Genomic DNA, 17,102 nt, shown 5'->3' on the forward strand with positions numbered 1-17,102 from the left:
CGCTTTGCCTGCCGAATCCAATCCCCTGGAGAACTGAAATGAGCACCCAACAGACCGTCAGTTTCAAGAACCGTAGCTGGGATGTCGCCGCCACCCTGCGCTTTCCGGAAGGCTTCGACCCTGCCAGCAAGTACGCTGCCATCGTCTGCGCGCACCCGATCAGCAGCTGCAAGGAGCAGACGTCGGGCGCCATCTACGGTGAGGCACTGACCGCCGCCGGATTCATCACTCTTGCCTTTGACGCCTCCACCCAAGGCGCCAGCGGCGGTGAGCCCCGCTTCATGGAAGATCCCGCTACCCGAGTAGAGGACTTCCGCTGTGCCATGGATTACCTGATGACGCTGCCGTACATCGATGAAGACCGTGTTGGCGTGCTGGGCGTCTGCGGCGGCGGTGGCTATGCGGTGAGCGCGGCCACTACCGACCACCGTTTCAAGGCAGTCGGCACGGTGGTGGCTGCCAACTATGGCCGGCTGATGCGTGAAGGTGACATGTCGCCGGATGCTGCGTTGAAGACGTTGGAAGCGCTGGGCAAGCAGCGCACTGCCGAGGCACGGGGTGCTGAGCCGTTGATCGTGGGCTACATTCCCGGCTCCGAAGCGGAGCGCGAAGCCGCCGGAATCAACGACATCGACATCGTCGAGGCGGTGCAGTACTACTGCACGCCGCGTGGCCAGCAGCCGGGCTCGCCGAACAAGCTGCGCTTCACCAGCACCGGCGCCGCCCTGAGCTGGGATGCCTTTGCGTTCACCGAGCATCTGCTGACTCAGCCGCTGCACATCGTCATCGGCGGTGTGCCCGGTGGTTTCGGTTCGTATCGTGACGGCCTGGAGCTGTACGCAAGGGCGCGTTCGGCGCAGAAGAGCATCCAGATCGTGGCCGGCGCCAGCCACTACGAGCTGTATGACCAGCCAGCAGCCACCACCCAGGCGCTGCAGCAGCTGATTCCGTTCTACCGGACGCATCTTGGCGCTTGATGCAACAAGGCCAACCAGAGCAGCGTACGTCCCGCCGGCCCATTTCAGGCAGGCGGGACGTTTGCTTTACAGCTGGATCTGCACCGTAGCGGCGCCCTCGAACGCGGTATCGATACCGCGCTCACGCCACCTGGCCAGATCGGCCTGGCGGTTGGCCAGTGTGGTCTCCCAGATCGAATAGGCATCCGCACCCAGCATCAGCCGCACCGGTGGGTCATTGCTGGCTACAACGTCCAGCATGCGCTGCGCGGCCTTTGCCGGGTCACCCATCTGCTGACCGGAGGATGATTCCAGGTAGGTTTCGAATGGCTCCACAACCGGCCGATAGGCATCGATGCGGTGTGCTGGCCGCATGTTGGCATCACCGGCGAACTCGGTGCGGAACGCGCCCGGTTCCACCAGCGTCACCCGGATGCCGAGCGGCTTTGCTTCGATCGCCAGTGCTTCGGTCCAGCCTTCGATAGCGAACTTCGCTGCACAGTAGGGACCGGCCGCGTTCATTGCCACCAGCCCGGCAATGCTGCTGACAGTGAGAATGTGGCCAGCGCCTTGCTTTCGCATCTGCGGCAACACGGCGCGACTCATTTCGGCAGCAGCGAAGAAGTTCAGCTCCATCTGCTCGCGCAGCTGTTCCAGGCTGAACTCCTCGCAGGCGCCCACCACACCGCGGCCAGCCACATTGGCCAGCACATCGATGCGCCCGAAGCGTTCGATGGCGTCGGCCACGGCACGTGCACGGCCATCGGCATCGTTCACGTCAAGCGCCAGCGGCAGGACGTGGTCCTCATGGCCTGCGGCGATCGCGCGAAGTCGGTCCAGCCGCCGCGCGGTAAGGATGGCGCGGTCACCCCGGGCAATGACCGCTTCGGAAAGGGCCTTGCCCAGGCCGGATGACGCACCGGTGATGAACCAGACACGTGGTTGTTGTGTATTCATTGGAGAATCCTGCGGAATGTTGTGCAACACGCGATCAGATGATGGTCAATCCACCGTCGACCACCAGTTCGGCACCGATGACGTAGGACGCGTCATCGCTGGCCAGGAACAGCGCGGCCTTGGCGATTTCCTCCGAAGTGCCGACGCGACCGATCGGAATGCCCTTGAGCAGGCTTTCCAGGAGTTGCGGATCCTCGGTGAAATGGGTCGCCATCGGCGTGTCGATCAGCCCCGGGTAGATGCCGTTGACACGGATGCCGCGGCGGGCGAAATCGACGGCGGCGGCCTTGGTCAGGTGACGGCTGCCGCCCTTGGAGGCGCTGTAGCCCGGCGGCACGTCGGGGAAGACGATGATGCCGGCGGCGGACGAGATGTTGATGATCGCGCCACTGTGCTGCAGTTCCATCTGCGGCGTGACCGCCTTGATGCCATGGAACTGGCTGGTCAGGTTGACGTCGATGACGTGGCTGAAGTCCTCGGCCGTGGCGTTGTCCCAGCGGCCGTCGCGCGGCCCCGGCGTGCCGGCGTTGTTGACCAGGATATCGATGCGGCCATGGCGCCCGATCGTGGTGGCGGCCACCTCGGCCCATTGTTCGGGCCGGGTCACATCCAGGAACGCCGATGTTGCACGATGGCCCTGGGCGGTGAGGTCCTGCACCAGTGCGTCAAGGTTCTGTTTGCGGTCGGGGGTGCCGGTAGCAACAACGACGGCGCCTTCGCTGGCGAAGACCCGGGCGATGACCGCACCCATGCCGGTGCCGCTGCCGGCGCCGGTGATGATGGCGACTTTGTCCTGCAGGCGTTTCATGGGCAATTCCTGTGTCTGATCGGGAGCGGGGCGGTGATGTGCCGCCATGGAATGCACGATAGGCCCGGGGTTCTGTACGATCCATGCCGTGGCGTTCGCCTGACTTCTTCGAGCGTACGGAAATGAGCGCGGATCCGCTGTCCGATGTGTTGTCACTGCTGCAGCCAAGCAGCCAGTTCTTTGCCGGATTCGATGCCGCCGGCGACTGGGCATTCGATTTCCCGGCGCACGAAGGCATCAAGTTCACGGCGGTCATGGGGGGCGGCTGCTGGGGCCGCGTCGAAGGTGAGAACGCGCCGTTCCACTTCGAAGCCGGCGACTGCTTCCTGCTCAACAGCCGCTGCCGGTTCGTGCTCGCTTCGGATCCCGAAGTGGCCATCGCCAGCGGCGAGCCCATCATCGAAGCGGCGGCGCGGCAGGGCGTTGTCACTCACAACGGGGGAGGAGAGACCTTCCTCATCAGCGGCCGATTCGCGTTTCCCGGGCGGCATGCCGCCGTGCTGTTCGATGCGCTGCCACCCCTGATCCATGTGCCACGCGCTTCGGGGCAAGCAGGCGTGCTGCGCTGGGCGCTGGATCAATGGGCCAATGAACTGCACGCGCCGCAGCCGGGCGCAGGGTTGATGTCCACCCATCTGGCCCATCTCATGCTGGTACAGGTGCTGCGCCTGCACCTGGCTACCCCGGGCCGGGTGCCGAAGGGCTGGTTCCTGGCCTTGACCGACAGCCACATCAGCCTCGCCCTCGGGGCGATGCACGCGGCTCCGGCCCAGTCCTGGACGCTGGAGTCTCTGGCGCGTATCGCCGGGGTTTCGCGCACGGTGTTCGCGCAACGCTTCAAGGCACTGGTCGGGCACACGGCAATGGACTATCTGTCACGTTGGCGGATGCTGCTTGCGGCGGACCGGCTGTCCCATGGAGCCGATGCCGTGTCCAGTATTGCCTTTGCCGTGGGCTACGAATCGGAGAGTGCGTTCAGTACTGCGTTCAAGCGCATCATGGGGCAGGCACCCGCGCAGTATCGCAGGCAGGCCACCTCGCCCAGGTAAGCGGTATCAGGTCGTGCGCCGGCGAGGCCTGGCCGGTGCACGCTGGGTGGCGGCACGTGCTGCACTCGTTGCGCTGCGCTTCCTGCTGTCTTCCAGGTTGTCACGCAACGCTTGCAGCAACAGTGTGAACACCGGCGAAGCCAAGCGCCGGTTCGGGTAGTAGAGGTGATACCCCTCATAAGTCTTGCGCCACTCGGTCAGCGCCTCGACCAGCTCTCCTGACGACAGCCAGTCCTGCACGTAATGCAGTGGCAGATAGGTAAGGCCGACGCCCTGCAAAGCTGCATCGCGCATGGCCGAAATACTGTTGACCACCACCTGGCCTTCGGACTTCACCCGGTGGTCGCGGCCGGCGCGAGTGAATGTCCAGGCATAGATCTCGCCATGGGTGGGCAGGCGCAGGTTGACGCACTGGTGCTCTACCAGCTGCTGCGGCTGTTGGGGTGCCGGGTGGCGGGCGAAGTAGGCCGGTGATGCCACCACCACCATCGGTATCGGCAGGCTGATCGGCACTGCGATCATGTCCTTGGCAACCAGGCCGCCGCGACGCACGCCGGCATCGAAGCGCCCGCTGACGATGTCGGTCAACCCGTAGTCGGTGGTGATTTCCACGCGGATGTCGGGGTAGTCCGGTACCAGCCGGGCGATGGCGGGCATCAGTACAGCGTGCACGGCATATTCGTCTGCGGTCAGGCGCAGGGTGCCGGCGGGCTTGTCGCGCAGTTCACCGATGCGGGCCAGCCCGGCTTCCAGTTCGTTCATGGCCGGGCCGATGAGTCCGAGCAGGCGCTCGCCGGCCTCGGTCAGGGCCACGCTGCGGGTGGTGCGAGCGAACAGGCGCAGCCCCAGGCGGGTTTCCAGTCCGCGGATGATCTGGCTGAGCGAAGACTGGGTGATGCCCAGCCGGATCGCGGCGCGGGTGAAGCTTGCCTCTTCGGCAACCATCAGAAAGGCCGAGAGATCCTTGAGGTGACTGCCTGCCATTGGGTGGTCCTGCTTATAAGTCCATTACGAGTTTTGCGGATTATCACCGCGTCATGCCAGCCCTATCGTAGCTGTCATTCCACACAACGTGGACAGCAACCTGTGAGGACGGCAATGAAAGCAGTGCAATTCCCCAATGGCAACATCACCATGGCCGGCCAGCTGCATGTGCCGGAGCACGCCGCACTGTCGGCCCGTCATCCGGCCATCGTGGTCGTTCACCCGGCCGGTGGCGTGAAGGAGCAGACCGCAACGGTGCATGCGGCCAGCCTGGTCAAGCAGGGCTTCGTGGTGTTGACCTTCGATGCCTCCTGCCAGGGCAACAGCACCGGCGCGCCGCGCGGCAATGAGAACCCGTATGCGCGCGTGGCCGATATCAGCGCGGCGATTGACCTGCTGGTCACGCTGCCGATCGTCGACGCCGATCGGATGGGTGTGCTCGGCATCTGTGCCGGTGGCGGCTATGCGGCACACGCCACGATGAACGATCGCCGCATCCGCGCGGTGGGCACCATCAGTGCCGTCAATTACGGCCAGATGTTCCGCCAGGGTTGGGACGGCGGCGCCGATCCCCGGAATTCAGTCGCGCTGCTTGATGCCGCAGCGCAGGCTCGCAGCCGTCAGGCCGAGGGCGGACAGCTCCAGTACCAGGATGCGCTGCCAGCCAACCGCGAAGCCGCCACACACCCGGACTTTGCCGAAGCCTTCGACTACTACCGCACACCGCGTGGCCAGCATCCGAACGCCACTGGGCTGTTCCCGCTGCAGAACCTGGCCGAACTGGTGGGCTACGACGCCTTCAACAACGCGGAACTGTTCCTCACCCAACCGTTGCTGGCGATCGCCGGCAGCGAGGCCGGCACCCGCTGGATGAGCGAGGAGCTGCACCGGCGCGCGGCCAGCACCGACAAGCACCTGCTGATCCTGGCCGGTGCTACCCACGTGGCGCTGTACGACCAGCCCGAATTCGTGGCGCGTGCGGGCGCGGCACTGGGCGAGTTCTACCACCAGGCGCTGGTGGCGCGCTGAGCACGCCGATATGGCGTTTCATTGAATTACTCAAGGATCTGCAGATGAAAACCCAGGCCTACGCTGCGCTGTCGGCAACTACGCCAATGGTGCCGCACACCATCGAGCGTCGTGAACTGCGTGACGACGATGTCGCTATCGAAATCCTCTACAGCGGCGTCTGCCATTCGGATCTGCACATGGTCCGCAACGACTGGGGCAGGGCGATCTATCCGGTCGTGCCCGGCCACGAGATCATCGGTCGTGTGGTGGCCACCGGCGCGTCCGCGCATCGCTTCAAGGCCGGTGATGCAGTGGCTGTCGGCACCTTCGTCGACAGCTGCGAGCACTGCGATCAGTGCCACAAGGGCGAAGAGCACATGTGCCGCGAGGTGCTGACCGAGACCTATAACGGCCTGGACCGCGTCACCGGCCAGCCGACCCTCGGTGGTTATGCGCGGCACATTGTGGTGAAGGAGGCTTTCGTGCTGCGCGTGCCCGAAGGATTGGACCTGTCTCGGGCCGCACCGCTGCTGTGTGCCGGCATCACCACTTACTCGCCGCTGCGCACCTGGAACGTTGGCCCCGGCAGCCGGGTGGCCGTGGTTGGCCTGGGCGGGCTGGGCCACATGGCGGTCAAGCTGGCGATCGGACTGGGCGCACACGTCACCGTCATCAGCCGCTCGCGCGCCAAGCAGGCCGACGCGCTTGCTCTGGGTGCAGAGGCACTCCTGCCGACCGACGATGCGCAGGCATTGGCGGCTGCGGCTTCCAGCTTCGACCTGATCGTCGATACCGTACCGACCAAGCACGACATCAACCCGTACATTCCGCTGCTGGATATCGACGGCACGCTGGTGGTCGTCGGGCAACTGGGCGATCTGCAGGAGCCGTTCACCGTGCCGATGATCATGGGCCGCCGCCGCGTAGCAGGCTCGATGATCGGCGGAATCCGCGAGACCCAGGAAATGCTGGACTTCTGCGCGCGACAACAGATCCTGCCGGACTGCGAGCTGATCCGCATGGACCAGATCAACGAGGCCTTTGATCGGCTTGAGCGGGCCGACGTGCGCTATCGCTTCGTCATCGACATGTCCATGTTGGCCTGAAGGCCTGCGGTAGAGCGGACGAGGAGCACAGCATGCGCACGGCATTGATCATTGGTGGTTCGCTGGCGGGATTGTCAGCGGCCTTGGCACTGGCCAACGTCGGCGTGGCCTCCACCGTGCTCGAGCGGGCACCGGCGCGCGGGCGCGCCGGTGTGGCCATCCGCGCCGGCGGCACTGCCTTGCGGATGGCATTCACTGTACCGGCGAGCCAGCAGGTGGTGGATGCATTGGGCGGCGATGCCATTGAACAGGCCGTGCTGCCGCATGCGTGGTGGGACGTCTACAGTGCGCTCCGCCAGGCGGCCAGTGTCGAGCCCGGCATCACGCTGGTGGATGGCGAGGCGGTGGTCACCGTTGGTGAGCGGGTTGACGCGGCATGGGCCCGTAGCGCAGAAGGGCGGGAGTGGGCGGCCGACCTGCTGATCGGGGCCGATGGCCATCGGAGCGTGGTTCGACGGTGCGTCGCCCCGGAGCAGCCCGAGGCCTCCTACGCAGGCTATCTGGCGTGGCTGGGGCAACTCGACGTGCCACCCCGGAACGCGCGTGCGCTGAGCGGTGTCGAGTTCCATTCGGCCGGCCACGATGTGCTGGCCATCTACCCGTTGCTGGAGGCTGCACACGCCACCCCGCGATGCGTGGGTTGGGCGTGGTTCGAAGCGCGCAGCACCCGGCTGTTGCAGGCCCTCGGTGCGGTCTGCGAGGACCGGGTGCGGTTCACGCCGACGGCGGACGCAGTGCCCGCAGACGCCCGTATTGCGTTGGCCAATCGTGCGCGGGTGCAGTGGCCTGCACCGTGGGGCAAGGCACTTTCGCGGGCGATCCGCCAGGCGGGCGCGCTGCCGATGCCCATCTCCGAGTACGTCCCCACGCAGGTCGCGCGCGGGCGCCTGGCCCTGGTGGGGGACGCTGCGCATGCGCAATCGCCGATGACCGGCGCGGGATTCGCTGAGTCCATGCTCGATGCCCTGCACGTGTCACGGGCGTTACGCCTGGAACCCGACGTGGTGGACGCCCTGGCGCTCTACCAGCAACGGCGCCTGCCCCACATGCGCGAGCAGGTGCTGCAGGGCCAGGTCTTCGGGCGCTCCTTCCGCGACGCCACTTCGCCGGGTGCGGCGCGCCAGCGCTGGGCCTGACTTCATTCCGAACCGAGACAGAAACATGTTCAGTCACGTAACCCTTGGCAGCAACGATCTTGTGCGGTCCCGTCGCTTCTACGACGCCGTAATGGGAGTACTCGGCGCCCGCCCGGCACTCAGCCTCAACTTCAATTCCGAGCGCATCCTCTACCAGCACGCAGGTAGCCTGCTGGTGCTGGCCACGCCGCTGAACGGCGAAGCTGCCTCGGCGGCCAATGGCGGCACCATCGGCCTGCTCATGGCCAACCCGGCACAGGTGGATGCCTTCCATGCCGCGGCGCTGGCCAACGGTGGAACCTCGTGCGAGGAACCGCCCGGTGTGCGCGAGACTCCGGCGGGCTCGCTGTATCTGGCCTACCTGCGTGACCCGGACGGCAACAAGCTGTGCGCGTTCCATACGCTGGCCGATTCCGCTCCCACGCTTGACACTGCGGGGGCGTCGTCGTGATGAGCCCTCAGCGCCCCCTGAACTCCGGCTTCGACCGGACGAGTACCGCAGCCGATGTGGCGCGGGGTATCGACCTGCGCGGCAAGCGGGTCATCATCACCGGCGGCCACGGTGGCCTCGGCCTGGAAACCACCCGGACCCTGGCCAGCGCCGGCGCAGACGTGCTGGTACTTGCGCGCAACCCGGCGGCGGCCCGGGCCACGCTGGCCGATGTGCCCGGGGTGGAGGTGGACATGCTTGATCTGGCGGACCAGGCCAGCGTGCGTGCCTGTGCCGAGCGCTTCGTCGCCAGCGGACGCAGGGCGGATATCGTGATCTGCAATGCCGCGGTCATGGCCAACGATGAATCGCGCGTGGGCAACGGTTGGGAATCGCAGTTCGGCACCAACCACCTGGGTCATTTTGCATTGGTCAATCTGCTGTGGCCGGCCATTGCGCGAGGTGCCCGCATCGTTTCGCTGTCCTCGATGGGACATCACTATTCGCCCATGCGCTGGACGGACCTGCAGTTCGAAACGGGGTACGACAAGTGGCTGGCCTATGGGCAGTCCAAGACCGCCATCGCGCTGTTCGCGCTGCACCTGGATGTGCTCGGTTGCACCGCTGGCGTGCGTTCCTACTCGGTCCATCCGGGCAAGATCCACACGGCGCTGCAGCGCCACATGGCACTGGAAGAAATGCAGGCATTGGGCTGGCTTGATGCAGAGGGCCGGTTGATCGACCCCAGTTTCAAGACGTCCGCTCAAGGTGCGGCGACCACGGTGTGGGCGGCCACATCGTCGCTGCTGGATGGCATCGGTGGGGTGTACTGCGAGGACTGCGACGTCGCATGGGAGGAAGACCTTCCCGTCCCGAGCGAAGGGGGTGTTCGCCCGTATGCGGTGGACGCCGCGCAGGCAGAACGCCTGTGGCGGCTGTCGGCCGAGCTGACCGGTATTAATGCTTTTGCTGGCATGACGTCAGGCGCGGAGTGATGTCGGAGGCACGCGCTCCCTTGGCCGAACGGCTGCGCCCAGTATCGCTTGCCGGCGTTGTCGGGCAGTCCCATCTGCTGGCGGATGGACAGCCGCTGCAGCGGGCACTGGAAGCAGGCCTGCCACGTTCGATCATCCTGTGGGGGCCGCCGGGGTGTGGCAAGACCAGTATCGCGCAACTGCTACTGGGGGCATCGGGGCATCGCCACACATCGCTGCCTGCAGCGGTGATGACGCCCTCCGAACTGGGCCGGGCGCTGGCCGTGGCCAGCCACCAGGCAGGCCGCGGCCACCTGCTGTTCGTCGACGAGGTTCATCGTCTGGACCGTGCCACGCAGGATGTGCTGGTACGTCATCTGCAGGGCAACGACGCTCGCTTGCTTGCTGCCACCACCGAGAATCCGTCGTTCCAGTTGCGACCGTCACTGCTTCAGCGCTGCGACGTTCATGTACTGCAGCCGCTGCAGCCGATCCACATCGCCGGACAACTGCGGCGTGCGCTGGTGGATGGGATGCAGGGGCTGGCCCACTGCGATCTGAAGATCGACGACGACGTTCTGGGCGCCATCGCCGTTCGCGCTGATGGAGATCTGCGCAGGGCGCTGAATGCTCTGGAGATCCTGGCGGATCTGGCGCCTGCGGATGGTCGGATCCCCCATTCGTTGCTGGATGACGCGCTGCCCCGCCAGGTGCGCCGCTTCGACAAGCAGGGTGAATTGTTCTACGACCAGATATCCGCAGCGTTCAAGTCGGTGCGCAGCACGAATCCCGACGCGGCCCTGTACTGGATCTGCCGGATGCTGGATGGAGGCTGTGATCCACGGTACCTGGCCCGCAACCTGAGCAAGATGGCCATCGAGGACATCGGCCTGTCCGACCCGAGAGCGCAGACCAGGGCCTTGGAGGCCTGGAAGGTACTGGAGCGATTCGGCGACGAACTGGGCGCGGTCGCACTGGCCAACACGGCCCTGTACCTGGGGGCCACCCACAAATCCAACGCCACGGTGATGGCATGGCTGAACGCGCGCTCGCGCAGCGGGTCACCTGCGGACGCTGGCTGAGTGATCGCGGTCAGACACGCATGGCCTGAGCGTTGCTCGCGGCGCTTAATGATCTGAACACGACGCTTGCGGCCATGGCATGGAATCCAACGCCCGCCGCAGCTGTTTCAACCCGCGCACGATGTGCGCCTCAACAAGGTGAATGTGAGATGCAACTTGGTATCCAGAACAAGGTCGCCGTGGTTACCGGTGCGACCCAGGGCATCGGTTATGCCATCGCCAGCACGTTGCTGGCGGAGGGCGCTACGGTGGTGGTGAATGGCCGCAGGAGCGACCAGGTTGACCAGGCTGTTGCGCGGCTGAAGGCCGAGCACGGCGACGCAGCACCGGTGCAGGGCGTGGTTGCGGACCTGGCCAGCGCGGCGGGTTGCAACGTGCTGCTGGCACAGGTGCCAGCGTGCGACATCCTGGTCAACAATGCCGCTGTCTTCGAAACCGCAGACTTCTTCGAGATTGCCGATGACACGTGGGACACCTACTGGGCGGTGAACATCATGGCTGGCATGCGCCTTGCGCGTTCGTACCTGCCGGCCATGGCAGGCAAGGCCTGGGGCAGGGTGGTCTTCATCGGCTCGGAGTGCGGCATCAGCACGCCTCCCGACATGTTGCACTACGCAACCACCAAGACCGCACTGCTGGGTCTCTCGCGTGGCATGGCCAAGCGCATGGCCGGTACTGGCGTGACCGTCAACGCGGTGTTGCCGGGGCCGACCCTGAGCGAAGGTGTGGAGGCGATGTTGCAGGATGAGATCCGCCGGACCGGCAAGAGCATCGAGGAGCAGGGTGCGGCGCTGGTGAAGGCCATGCGGCCTTCGTCGATCACCGAGCGCTTCCAGACTGCGCAGGAAGTGGCCAGCCTGGTGGCCTACACCTGCTCAAGCCTCGCATCCGGCACTACCGGCGCCGCGCTGCGTGCGGATGGTGGCGTGGCTGACACGCCATTCTGATGCGCCTGGCTGCCGTCGTCAGTCCGCATCGATACTGGTGCGGACCTGGCGGCGATAGCGGCCCGGTGCGACGTCCATCACCCGGGTAAAGGCTGCGATGAAGGAGAATTCGGAGCTGTAGCCCACGTCTGCCGCGATGCGTGCCAGCGTCTGCTGGGTGCTGCGCAGGCGGGAGGCGGCCAACAGCATGCGCCAGTTGGTCAGGTACTCGATGGGCGAAACGCCCATCAGCTGCTTGAAGCGGCCGGCGTAGACCGTGCGTGACATGGCCGCGATGCTGGCAAGATCATCCAGCCGCCAGGTACGGGCCGGCTGGCCGTGCATCGCGCGGATGCTGTCGGCGATACGCGGGTCGGTCATGGCCTGCATCCAGCCGGGCGGCAGGGCAGGGTGCTCGGAGGACAGGAACAGGCGGAGCATCTCCACCAGCATCAGATGGGCAAGGTGCTCGACCACCAGCGCAGCCCCCGGGCGTGGCTGTACCAGTTCTTCGGCAAGGCGGGCCAGCGCACGGCGCAGCAGGATGGCCTCGCTGTCGCCATGTGACACCTGCACGATACCGGGCAAGGGGTCGAGGACGCGCACCGCATCGGTATCGGCGAAGCGGAAGCTGCCGCTGATGATCAGATGGTCGCCGCCGCCGTGCAGCGTCCTGCGGCCAGTGGCTTCGAGGTCGAGTACCGAGGCTGCATCAACAGGGGCGAGTTGAGGGTCGCTGCACAGGACATACGAGCCGGCTTTGCTGAGCAGGAAGCAGTCACCTTGCTGCAGGTGCTGCAGCTGTTGGCCGCCCTCGGCGGAGATCCAGCATTCCCCGCGCTCGATGGCACAGAACTTGATGCCCTGCCGGTTGGGAAAACGCAGTGACCATGGGCCCGCCACATCCAGCGCTGCGGTGCGCGTATGGGTGGGGCGGAGCAGGGTTAGTACTTCAGACAGAGGATCCATGCACCAGAACGGCAACAGAAGGGCCGCACATAGCGTACCGCGCCAACCCCGTCTCCGGCGCGAAGCGGGCGGACGATTGCACATCAACCACGAACGGTGGCGAATGGTACCGCCCATGCTCCGTTCCTAGAATTTCCGGCTGGACGTGCCGGTCGCCGGCCTGCGTCCCGATCCATCTTTCCTCCTCGGCGGCATGGCGCTTGCCGCCCTGCGCCTTCCGGGCCCTTCCTCGTGAACCCACTTCCAGAATCGCGGTGGCCGGCATGAATGCGGCGGCCACCCTGTTGTTCGCATTGAAGCTCTATGTGGCCTGCATGCTGGCGTTCGTCGCCTCCGTGCACCTCGGGCTGGAGCAGAATTACTGGGCCAGCGTGACCTGCGTCGCGTTGGCCAATCCAATCTCGGCCAATGTCCGCTCCAAAGCGCTGTACCGTCTACTGGGCACCCTCGGTGCCGGCGTGACTGCGCTGGCCATCGGCGGCCTGTTCGGCATTCTTTCCTTCCCAGTGGTGCTGGCCAGTGGTGTGGTTGCCACGCTGGGCTTCACCGTGGCGGCGGCCAACCGCACCCCACGGGCATATGCGCTGCAGTTGTTTGCCGTCACGTTGTGCCTGATCGCCGTGGGCAACGTGGAACACCCGGGGCGCCTGTTCGACATCGCGCTGCTGCGCGTCACCGAGATCTGCATCGGCATCGCCGCGATCACCCTGGTGGACGGCCTGGCGCCAACCGCATTGGGCCCTTCGGTGAGAACCCGACTGCGCCGCTGGCTACCAGAGGTCAGGCAGTGGCTGGACGACGCGGTCGCTGGCAACGTGGCTACGGACGTGGCTGCGCAGCATCGGCTCAAGGCCGTGGCCGACCTTTCGGCGCTCTCGTTGGTGGCCGAGCAGCTGCGTTTCGACAGCACGGTAAGCAATCGCCAGCACCGGCTGCTGTTTGCGCTGCAGCGGCGGCTGGCGCGTCTTGTGCCCTTGATCGGAGCGTTGGAAGCGACGACCGCGGGCAGCTCGCGCCTGCATGACCCGGCCTGGCGCGCGCGCATCGTGGCAACACGCCAGCGCGACCTGGCCCGTGCACAGCAGGCATGGACCGATATCCAGGTGCTGGATGATGCCCTGGAGAAGGGTGACCCGCTGCCGCCGCATCTGGAGCGCAGCCTGGCCACGAGCCAGCCACTGCCGCTCGCGCCGGATCATCATCACGCACTCCGCATCGGCGGTGGCTGCGCCCTCGCGTATGCGCTGATCTGCCTGCTGTGGTGGGCGACCGGCTGGGCACAGGGGCCGAACATGCTGATCATGGGCACCGTGACGCTGGCCTTCTTCGGCATCTTCGATGGTGCCAATCTGGCTGCGATGAAGTTCGGTCGCTTCGCCGCGTTGTCGGTCGCGTTGTCGGTGGTACTGGGATACCTGCTTCTGCCCATGGCCCAGAGCTTCACTGGATTCGCACTTGCGTGTGCACTGGTGATCCTGCCATTGGCGGTGTGGAGCATCGAGGAGCCGCTGGCGATCCTGCTGCTGGCGCTGACACTCAGTAATGCAGGTCTGGCCAGTCACTACCAGCCCCAGGACTTCGGCACCTTCCTGGACATGGCCGCGGGAACCCTGATCGGCATCTTCATCGGCTTCTTCTGCCTGCTGCTGGTCAAGCGCATGGGCGCCGAAGCGGCCTCGAAGCGATTGCAGGAGGACGGGCGGCAGGACCTGGCGACGCTAAACCGGACCGCGGATCGCGACGTGGAGGACGCCTTCCTTGAGCGCGATCTCGATCGCATCGGGCAGCTTGGCGCCCGTGCCACAGGCGCGAATGCGGTGGCGGCAGCGCACCTGTTTCGGCAGCTTCGCCTCGGCCACAGCCTGGTGCACCTGCAACGTGCCACCCACTATGTGACAGGGATCGAACGCGACTTGCTGGATGCGCTGATGCGTCGACTCCACCGTGAACTGGCGGGCGCAGCGTCGCCCGGAATGCTGGGCGATCACCTCGACCGGGTGCTGCGACGCGACATCCTGCTGGGCAGCCCGGAAGGCGACGCACTGACCGATGCACTGGTTCACCTGCGCCTGGCCCTGGAGCCGGTGCCGGCGCAGAACGGAGAGGCAGCATGATCGGAGAGCTCGACCTGGCTGGACTGTTTGTCTCGCCGTTGCTGCCGTGCCTGCTGATCGGATTCGTGCTGCGCATTGCATTGTCGCGCGTGCTGGATCGGATTGGCGCCTATCGGCTGCTCGGCAATCGCCCTCTGTTCGACCTGTCGCTGCTGGTGATGCTCGTCGGCGCGCTCATGGTTCTCTTTCCGCTTGTCTGGCGCACATCGTCATGAAGAATCTGCAACCCCTGCTGCTTGCCGTTGCCCGGCAAGCCCTTACCCTCATGTTCAGTGCCATTGCTGCGTTCGTGGCCTGGCACATCTACAGCTACTACATCAGTGCGCCACAGACCCGTGACGGCAAGATCCGCGCCGACGTGGTGGCATTGGCCACCGAGGTCTCCGGCCGCGTCTCTGAAGTACATGTGAGAGACAACCAGCAGGTGCAGCGTGGGCAGGTCCTGTTCGTGCTGGACCGTGACCGCCTGGCCAATGCCCTGGAACGGGCGGACGCCGCGGTGGCACTGGCTGCGGAGCGATCCCGCTCTGCGCGCCGTGAGGCTTCGCGCTACGGTGGATTGGTCGGCGTAGCATCCGACCAGGACATCGCTGCCCGCCGCACGCAGGCTGAAGAGGCAGCGGCCAGTCATCGCCAGGCCATCGCTGAGCGGGACCTGGCGCGCTTGAATCTTGAAAGCGCTACCGTGCGTTCGCCGGTGAACGGCACCATCAGCAATTTCTCGTTGCGCCCCGGCACCTACGCCAGCGCAGGCCAGCCGTTGGTGAGCATCGTCGACAGCGAGAGCTATCACGTCGCAGGCTACTTCGAGGAGACCAAATTGCCACGCATCCATCCAGGTGCACCGGTCCAGGTTCATGTGATGGGTGAGGCCGCCACGCTGCGTGGCCACGTGGCCGGCCTGGCACCGGGCATCGATGACCGTGAGCGTGTGACTGCAAATGGCACCCTGCTGGCGAACGTCAATCCGACGTTCACCTGGATCCGGCTGGCCCAGCGCATTCCAGTGCGGGTCGAACTGGATGAAATCCCTGAAGGGATGGCGATGATCGCGGGGCGCACCGCCACGGTGACCCTGATCGAAGACGATTCGCAGGGGAGGACCCCATGATGCGCGCCGTTCCCTATGGGCATGTTGTCCGGCGGGTACTGCCGATGTGCATCGTGCTGGCCATCAGCGCGTGCCGTACCGTAGGGCCGGACTACCGGCCTCCGGTACCGCCGGCTGCAGGCCTTGGGTTTGCATCGATCGAACCCGTACAGGGAGCGCCGGCGGCCGTCAGCAATGCTCCGTTACCAGAACGATGGTGGCGGCTGTACGACGACCCCGCGCTCGATGCCCTTGTGCAGCGCGCCCTTGCCGCCAACACCGATCTGCGGATCGCACAGGCGCGGCTGGAGCAGGCCCGTGCTCAGGCGCGGGAGGTCCGCGCCGCAGCGGGTGTGGGTACTGCTGTCAGTGCCGGGGCAGGTGCCAGCCAGGCTTCCAGCCTTGGTCTTGGATCCAGTGCAGGCGTGCATGCCAGTTTCGATGCTGGCATCAGCATCGACTACGATCTTGATCTGGCCGGGCGGGTAAAGCGGCTCCTCGAGGCGCAGGACGCGCAGACCGAGGCCGTCGCTGCGGCGCGGGACCTGGCCACCATCGGTATTGTCAGCGACGTGGTGCGTGTGTACACCGACAGTTGCGCCGCCGGCGCGAGCCAGCAGGTGGTGGCACGTTCCATCCAGCTGCAGGCCTCGGAGCTGGCATTGATCGAGCGTGCGTGGAAGGCCGGGCAGCAGCCAGCCATCAATGTAACCCGCGCCAGGGGCTTGCTTGGGCAGCTGCAGGCGCAGATACCGCCACTACAGGCCGGCCAGCAATCCGCACTGTCACGACTGGCGTTGCTGCTGGGACAGGCACCCTCGCAACTGGATGCGCAGTACCAGCACTGCACCTCGATTCCGACCATGGCCGGTGTGGTGCCAGCGGGCGAGGGCGCTGACCTGATCCGACGGCGCCCGGACGTACGTGCGGCCGAGCGTCGACTGGCAGCGGCCACGGCACGAATCGGTGTGGAGATGGCGGGCCTGTATCCCAGTGTGCATCTTGGCTTGAGTGCGGGTGCCACATCGCGTCGACTGGACCATCTGTTCGACGATTCCGCACTGCGCTATTCGGTAGGCCCGCTGGTGTCATGGAGCTTTCCGAACCGCTCCGTGGCACGGGCAAGGATAGACGCTGCCGACGCGGCGTCACGGGCTGAACTCGCCGCCTTCGACGGTACAGTTCTCAAGGCGTTGTCGGAAACAGAGATTGCCGCGGCAGCCTATGCCAAGGCATTGGAAGAGAACGCCGTACTGGTGGATGTGCGCGGGGCGGCCCGACTGGCGCATGCGCAACAGCAGCAGATGCTGAAGGCGGGAACAGTATCGGCATTGGAAGCGCTGGATGTGGCGCGTAGCCTTGCGGCGGCCGAGCAGGCCGTCGCCACCTCCGATGCGACGGTCGCTCGAAGCCGCATCGCCCTGTTCCTGGCGCTGGGAGGAGGATGGGAGTCGTAAGGAAGGGCCGGAATGCAATCGGGGCCATGGCTGGCCCCGAAGCACCGTCTTCT

17 protein-coding genes are annotated in these 17,102 nt (G+C 65.7%); 13 read left to right on the forward strand and 4 right to left on the reverse strand.

The window, feature by feature from the left end:
• Positions 1-38 precede the first annotated feature (38 nt).
• Entirely contained in the window at positions 39-977 is a 939-nt protein-coding gene (locus N5D91_RS04800; RefSeq protein ID WP_180854411.1) for an alpha/beta hydrolase, read from the forward strand.
• A 66-nt stretch (positions 978-1,043) separates the two neighbouring features.
• Here N5D91_RS04800 and N5D91_RS04805 read toward each other — a convergent pair whose 3' ends face one another.
• A complete protein-coding gene (locus N5D91_RS04805; protein WP_180846617.1) occupies positions 1,044-1,913 on the reverse strand; it encodes an oxidoreductase in 870 nt (289 codons plus the stop codon).
• 34 nt (positions 1,914-1,947) lie between these two features.
• Positions 1,948-2,721 carry an SDR family oxidoreductase gene (locus tag N5D91_RS04810; RefSeq protein ID WP_164160518.1) on the reverse strand — a complete coding sequence of 258 codons (774 nt, stop codon included), beginning with the start codon at positions 2,719-2,721 and terminating at the stop codon, positions 1,948-1,950.
• Positions 2,722-2,843: 122 nt separating this feature from the next.
• On the opposite strand from N5D91_RS04810, the gene N5D91_RS04815 reads away from it, so the two are divergent.
• A complete protein-coding gene (locus N5D91_RS04815; protein ID WP_180854410.1) occupies positions 2,844-3,770 on the forward strand; it encodes an AraC family transcriptional regulator in 927 nt (308 codons plus the stop codon).
• 6 nt (positions 3,771-3,776) lie between these two features.
• Here N5D91_RS04815 and N5D91_RS04820 read toward each other — a convergent pair whose 3' ends face one another.
• Positions 3,777-4,754 carry a LysR family transcriptional regulator gene (locus N5D91_RS04820; protein ID WP_180854409.1) on the reverse strand — a complete coding sequence of 326 codons (978 nt, stop codon included), beginning with the start codon at positions 4,752-4,754 and terminating at the stop codon, positions 3,777-3,779.
• Positions 4,755-4,868: 114 nt separating this feature from the next.
• Between N5D91_RS04820 and N5D91_RS04825 the strand changes: the two genes are divergently transcribed.
• From N5D91_RS04825 to N5D91_RS04855, 7 genes are all read left to right on the forward strand, one after another.
• Positions 4,869-5,783: an alpha/beta hydrolase gene (locus N5D91_RS04825; protein WP_180854408.1), complete on the forward strand. Its 915-nt coding sequence runs from the start codon at positions 4,869-4,871 to the stop codon at positions 5,781-5,783.
• Positions 5,784-5,827: 44 nt separating this feature from the next.
• Positions 5,828-6,871: an NAD(P)-dependent alcohol dehydrogenase gene (locus N5D91_RS04830; protein ID WP_180854407.1), complete on the forward strand. Its 1,044-nt coding sequence runs from the start codon at positions 5,828-5,830 to the stop codon at positions 6,869-6,871.
• Positions 6,872-6,903: 32 nt separating this feature from the next.
• Positions 6,904-8,007, forward strand: a complete 1,104-nt coding sequence (locus N5D91_RS04835; RefSeq protein WP_180854406.1) for an FAD-dependent monooxygenase — start codon at positions 6,904-6,906, stop codon at positions 8,005-8,007.
• A 25-nt stretch (positions 8,008-8,032) separates the two neighbouring features.
• Positions 8,033-8,458: a VOC family protein gene (locus N5D91_RS04840; RefSeq protein ID WP_180854405.1), complete on the forward strand. Its 426-nt coding sequence runs from the start codon at positions 8,033-8,035 to the stop codon at positions 8,456-8,458.
• On the forward strand, positions 8,458-9,432 hold the full coding sequence (locus tag N5D91_RS04845) for an SDR family NAD(P)-dependent oxidoreductase (protein WP_219635000.1): 975 nt from the start codon (positions 8,458-8,460) through the stop codon (positions 9,430-9,432). Before N5D91_RS04840 ends, N5D91_RS04845 begins: the two co-directional genes overlap by 1 nt.
• Complete coding sequence (locus N5D91_RS04850; RefSeq protein ID WP_180854403.1) at positions 9,432-10,493, forward strand: AAA family ATPase; 1,062 nt, start codon at positions 9,432-9,434, stop codon at positions 10,491-10,493. Before N5D91_RS04845 ends, N5D91_RS04850 begins: the two co-directional genes overlap by 1 nt.
• A gap of 149 nt (positions 10,494-10,642) precedes the next feature.
• On the forward strand, positions 10,643-11,440 hold the full coding sequence (locus N5D91_RS04855) for an SDR family oxidoreductase (RefSeq protein WP_180854402.1): 798 nt from the start codon (positions 10,643-10,645) through the stop codon (positions 11,438-11,440).
• Between the two features lie 18 nt (positions 11,441-11,458).
• On the opposite strand, the gene N5D91_RS04860 is transcribed toward N5D91_RS04855, so the two are convergent.
• On the reverse strand, positions 11,459-12,388 hold the full coding sequence (locus tag N5D91_RS04860) for an AraC family transcriptional regulator (protein WP_180854401.1): 930 nt from the start codon (positions 12,386-12,388) through the stop codon (positions 11,459-11,461).
• Between N5D91_RS04860 and N5D91_RS04865 the strand changes: the two genes are divergently transcribed.
• The 4 genes from N5D91_RS04865 to N5D91_RS04880 are packed head-to-tail and all read left to right on the forward strand — an operon-like array spanning position 12,310 to position 17,049.
• Positions 12,310-14,502, forward strand: a complete 2,193-nt coding sequence (locus N5D91_RS04865; RefSeq protein WP_279922662.1) for an FUSC family protein — start codon at positions 12,310-12,312, stop codon at positions 14,500-14,502. The two genes, N5D91_RS04860 and N5D91_RS04865, sit on opposite strands and share 79 nt — an antisense overlap.
• Entirely contained in the window at positions 14,499-14,717 is a 219-nt protein-coding gene (locus tag N5D91_RS04870) for a DUF1656 domain-containing protein (protein ID WP_097049098.1), read from the forward strand. The genes N5D91_RS04865 and N5D91_RS04870 overlap by 4 nt, the downstream gene beginning before the upstream one ends.
• The gene (locus N5D91_RS04875; protein WP_110712305.1) at positions 14,714-15,613 is read left to right on the forward strand and encodes an HlyD family secretion protein; all 900 of its coding nucleotides are present in this window, start codon (positions 14,714-14,716) and stop codon (positions 15,611-15,613) included. Before N5D91_RS04870 ends, N5D91_RS04875 begins: the two co-directional genes overlap by 4 nt.
• Positions 15,613-17,049 (forward strand): efflux transporter outer membrane subunit, encoded by a 1,437-nt coding sequence (locus N5D91_RS04880; protein WP_180854399.1) that lies wholly within the window; start codon positions 15,613-15,615, stop codon positions 17,047-17,049. The genes N5D91_RS04875 and N5D91_RS04880 overlap by 1 nt, the downstream gene beginning before the upstream one ends.
• The last annotated feature ends 53 nt before the right edge of the window (positions 17,050-17,102 follow it).

It is taken from the genome of Stenotrophomonas sp. GD03794 (assembly GCF_029842145.1).
In the GTDB taxonomy this organism is placed as follows: domain Bacteria; phylum Pseudomonadota; class Gammaproteobacteria; order Xanthomonadales; family Xanthomonadaceae; genus Stenotrophomonas; species Stenotrophomonas riyadhensis.

What these genes read in the sequence shown, in the direction of transcription:
- N5D91_RS04800 (WP_180854411.1), top strand. Translation starts at nt 39, where the DNA reads ATGAGCACCCAACAGACCGTCAGTTTCAAGAACCGTAGCTGGGATGTC.
- N5D91_RS04875 (WP_110712305.1), top strand. Translation starts at nt 14,714, where the DNA reads ATGAAGAATCTGCAACCCCTGCTGCTTGCCGTTGCCCGGCAAGCCCTT.
- N5D91_RS04860 (WP_180854401.1), bottom strand. Translation starts at nt 12,388, where the DNA reads ATGGATCCTCTGTCTGAAGTACTAACCCTGCTCCGCCCCACCCATACG.
- N5D91_RS04880 (WP_180854399.1), top strand. Translation starts at nt 15,613, where the DNA reads ATGCGCGCCGTTCCCTATGGGCATGTTGTCCGGCGGGTACTGCCGATG.
- N5D91_RS04850 (WP_180854403.1), top strand. Translation starts at nt 9,432, where the DNA reads ATGTCGGAGGCACGCGCTCCCTTGGCCGAACGGCTGCGCCCAGTATCG.
- N5D91_RS04845 (WP_219635000.1), top strand. Translation starts at nt 8,458, where the DNA reads ATGAGCCCTCAGCGCCCCCTGAACTCCGGCTTCGACCGGACGAGTACC.
- N5D91_RS04855 (WP_180854402.1), top strand. Translation starts at nt 10,643, where the DNA reads ATGCAACTTGGTATCCAGAACAAGGTCGCCGTGGTTACCGGTGCGACC.
- N5D91_RS04840 (WP_180854405.1), top strand. Translation starts at nt 8,033, where the DNA reads ATGTTCAGTCACGTAACCCTTGGCAGCAACGATCTTGTGCGGTCCCGT.
- N5D91_RS04815 (WP_180854410.1), top strand. Translation starts at nt 2,844, where the DNA reads ATGAGCGCGGATCCGCTGTCCGATGTGTTGTCACTGCTGCAGCCAAGC.
- N5D91_RS04835 (WP_180854406.1), top strand. Translation starts at nt 6,904, where the DNA reads ATGCGCACGGCATTGATCATTGGTGGTTCGCTGGCGGGATTGTCAGCG.
- N5D91_RS04805 (WP_180846617.1), bottom strand. Translation starts at nt 1,913, where the DNA reads ATGAATACACAACAACCACGTGTCTGGTTCATCACCGGTGCGTCATCC.
- N5D91_RS04870 (WP_097049098.1), top strand. Translation starts at nt 14,499, where the DNA reads ATGATCGGAGAGCTCGACCTGGCTGGACTGTTTGTCTCGCCGTTGCTG.
- N5D91_RS04865 (WP_279922662.1), top strand. Translation starts at nt 12,310, where the DNA reads ATGGGCCCGCCACATCCAGCGCTGCGGTGCGCGTATGGGTGGGGCGGA.
- N5D91_RS04825 (WP_180854408.1), top strand. Translation starts at nt 4,869, where the DNA reads ATGAAAGCAGTGCAATTCCCCAATGGCAACATCACCATGGCCGGCCAG.
- N5D91_RS04810 (WP_164160518.1), bottom strand. Translation starts at nt 2,721, where the DNA reads ATGAAACGCCTGCAGGACAAAGTCGCCATCATCACCGGCGCCGGCAGC.
- N5D91_RS04830 (WP_180854407.1), top strand. Translation starts at nt 5,828, where the DNA reads ATGAAAACCCAGGCCTACGCTGCGCTGTCGGCAACTACGCCAATGGTG.
- N5D91_RS04820 (WP_180854409.1), bottom strand. Translation starts at nt 4,754, where the DNA reads ATGGCAGGCAGTCACCTCAAGGATCTCTCGGCCTTTCTGATGGTTGCC.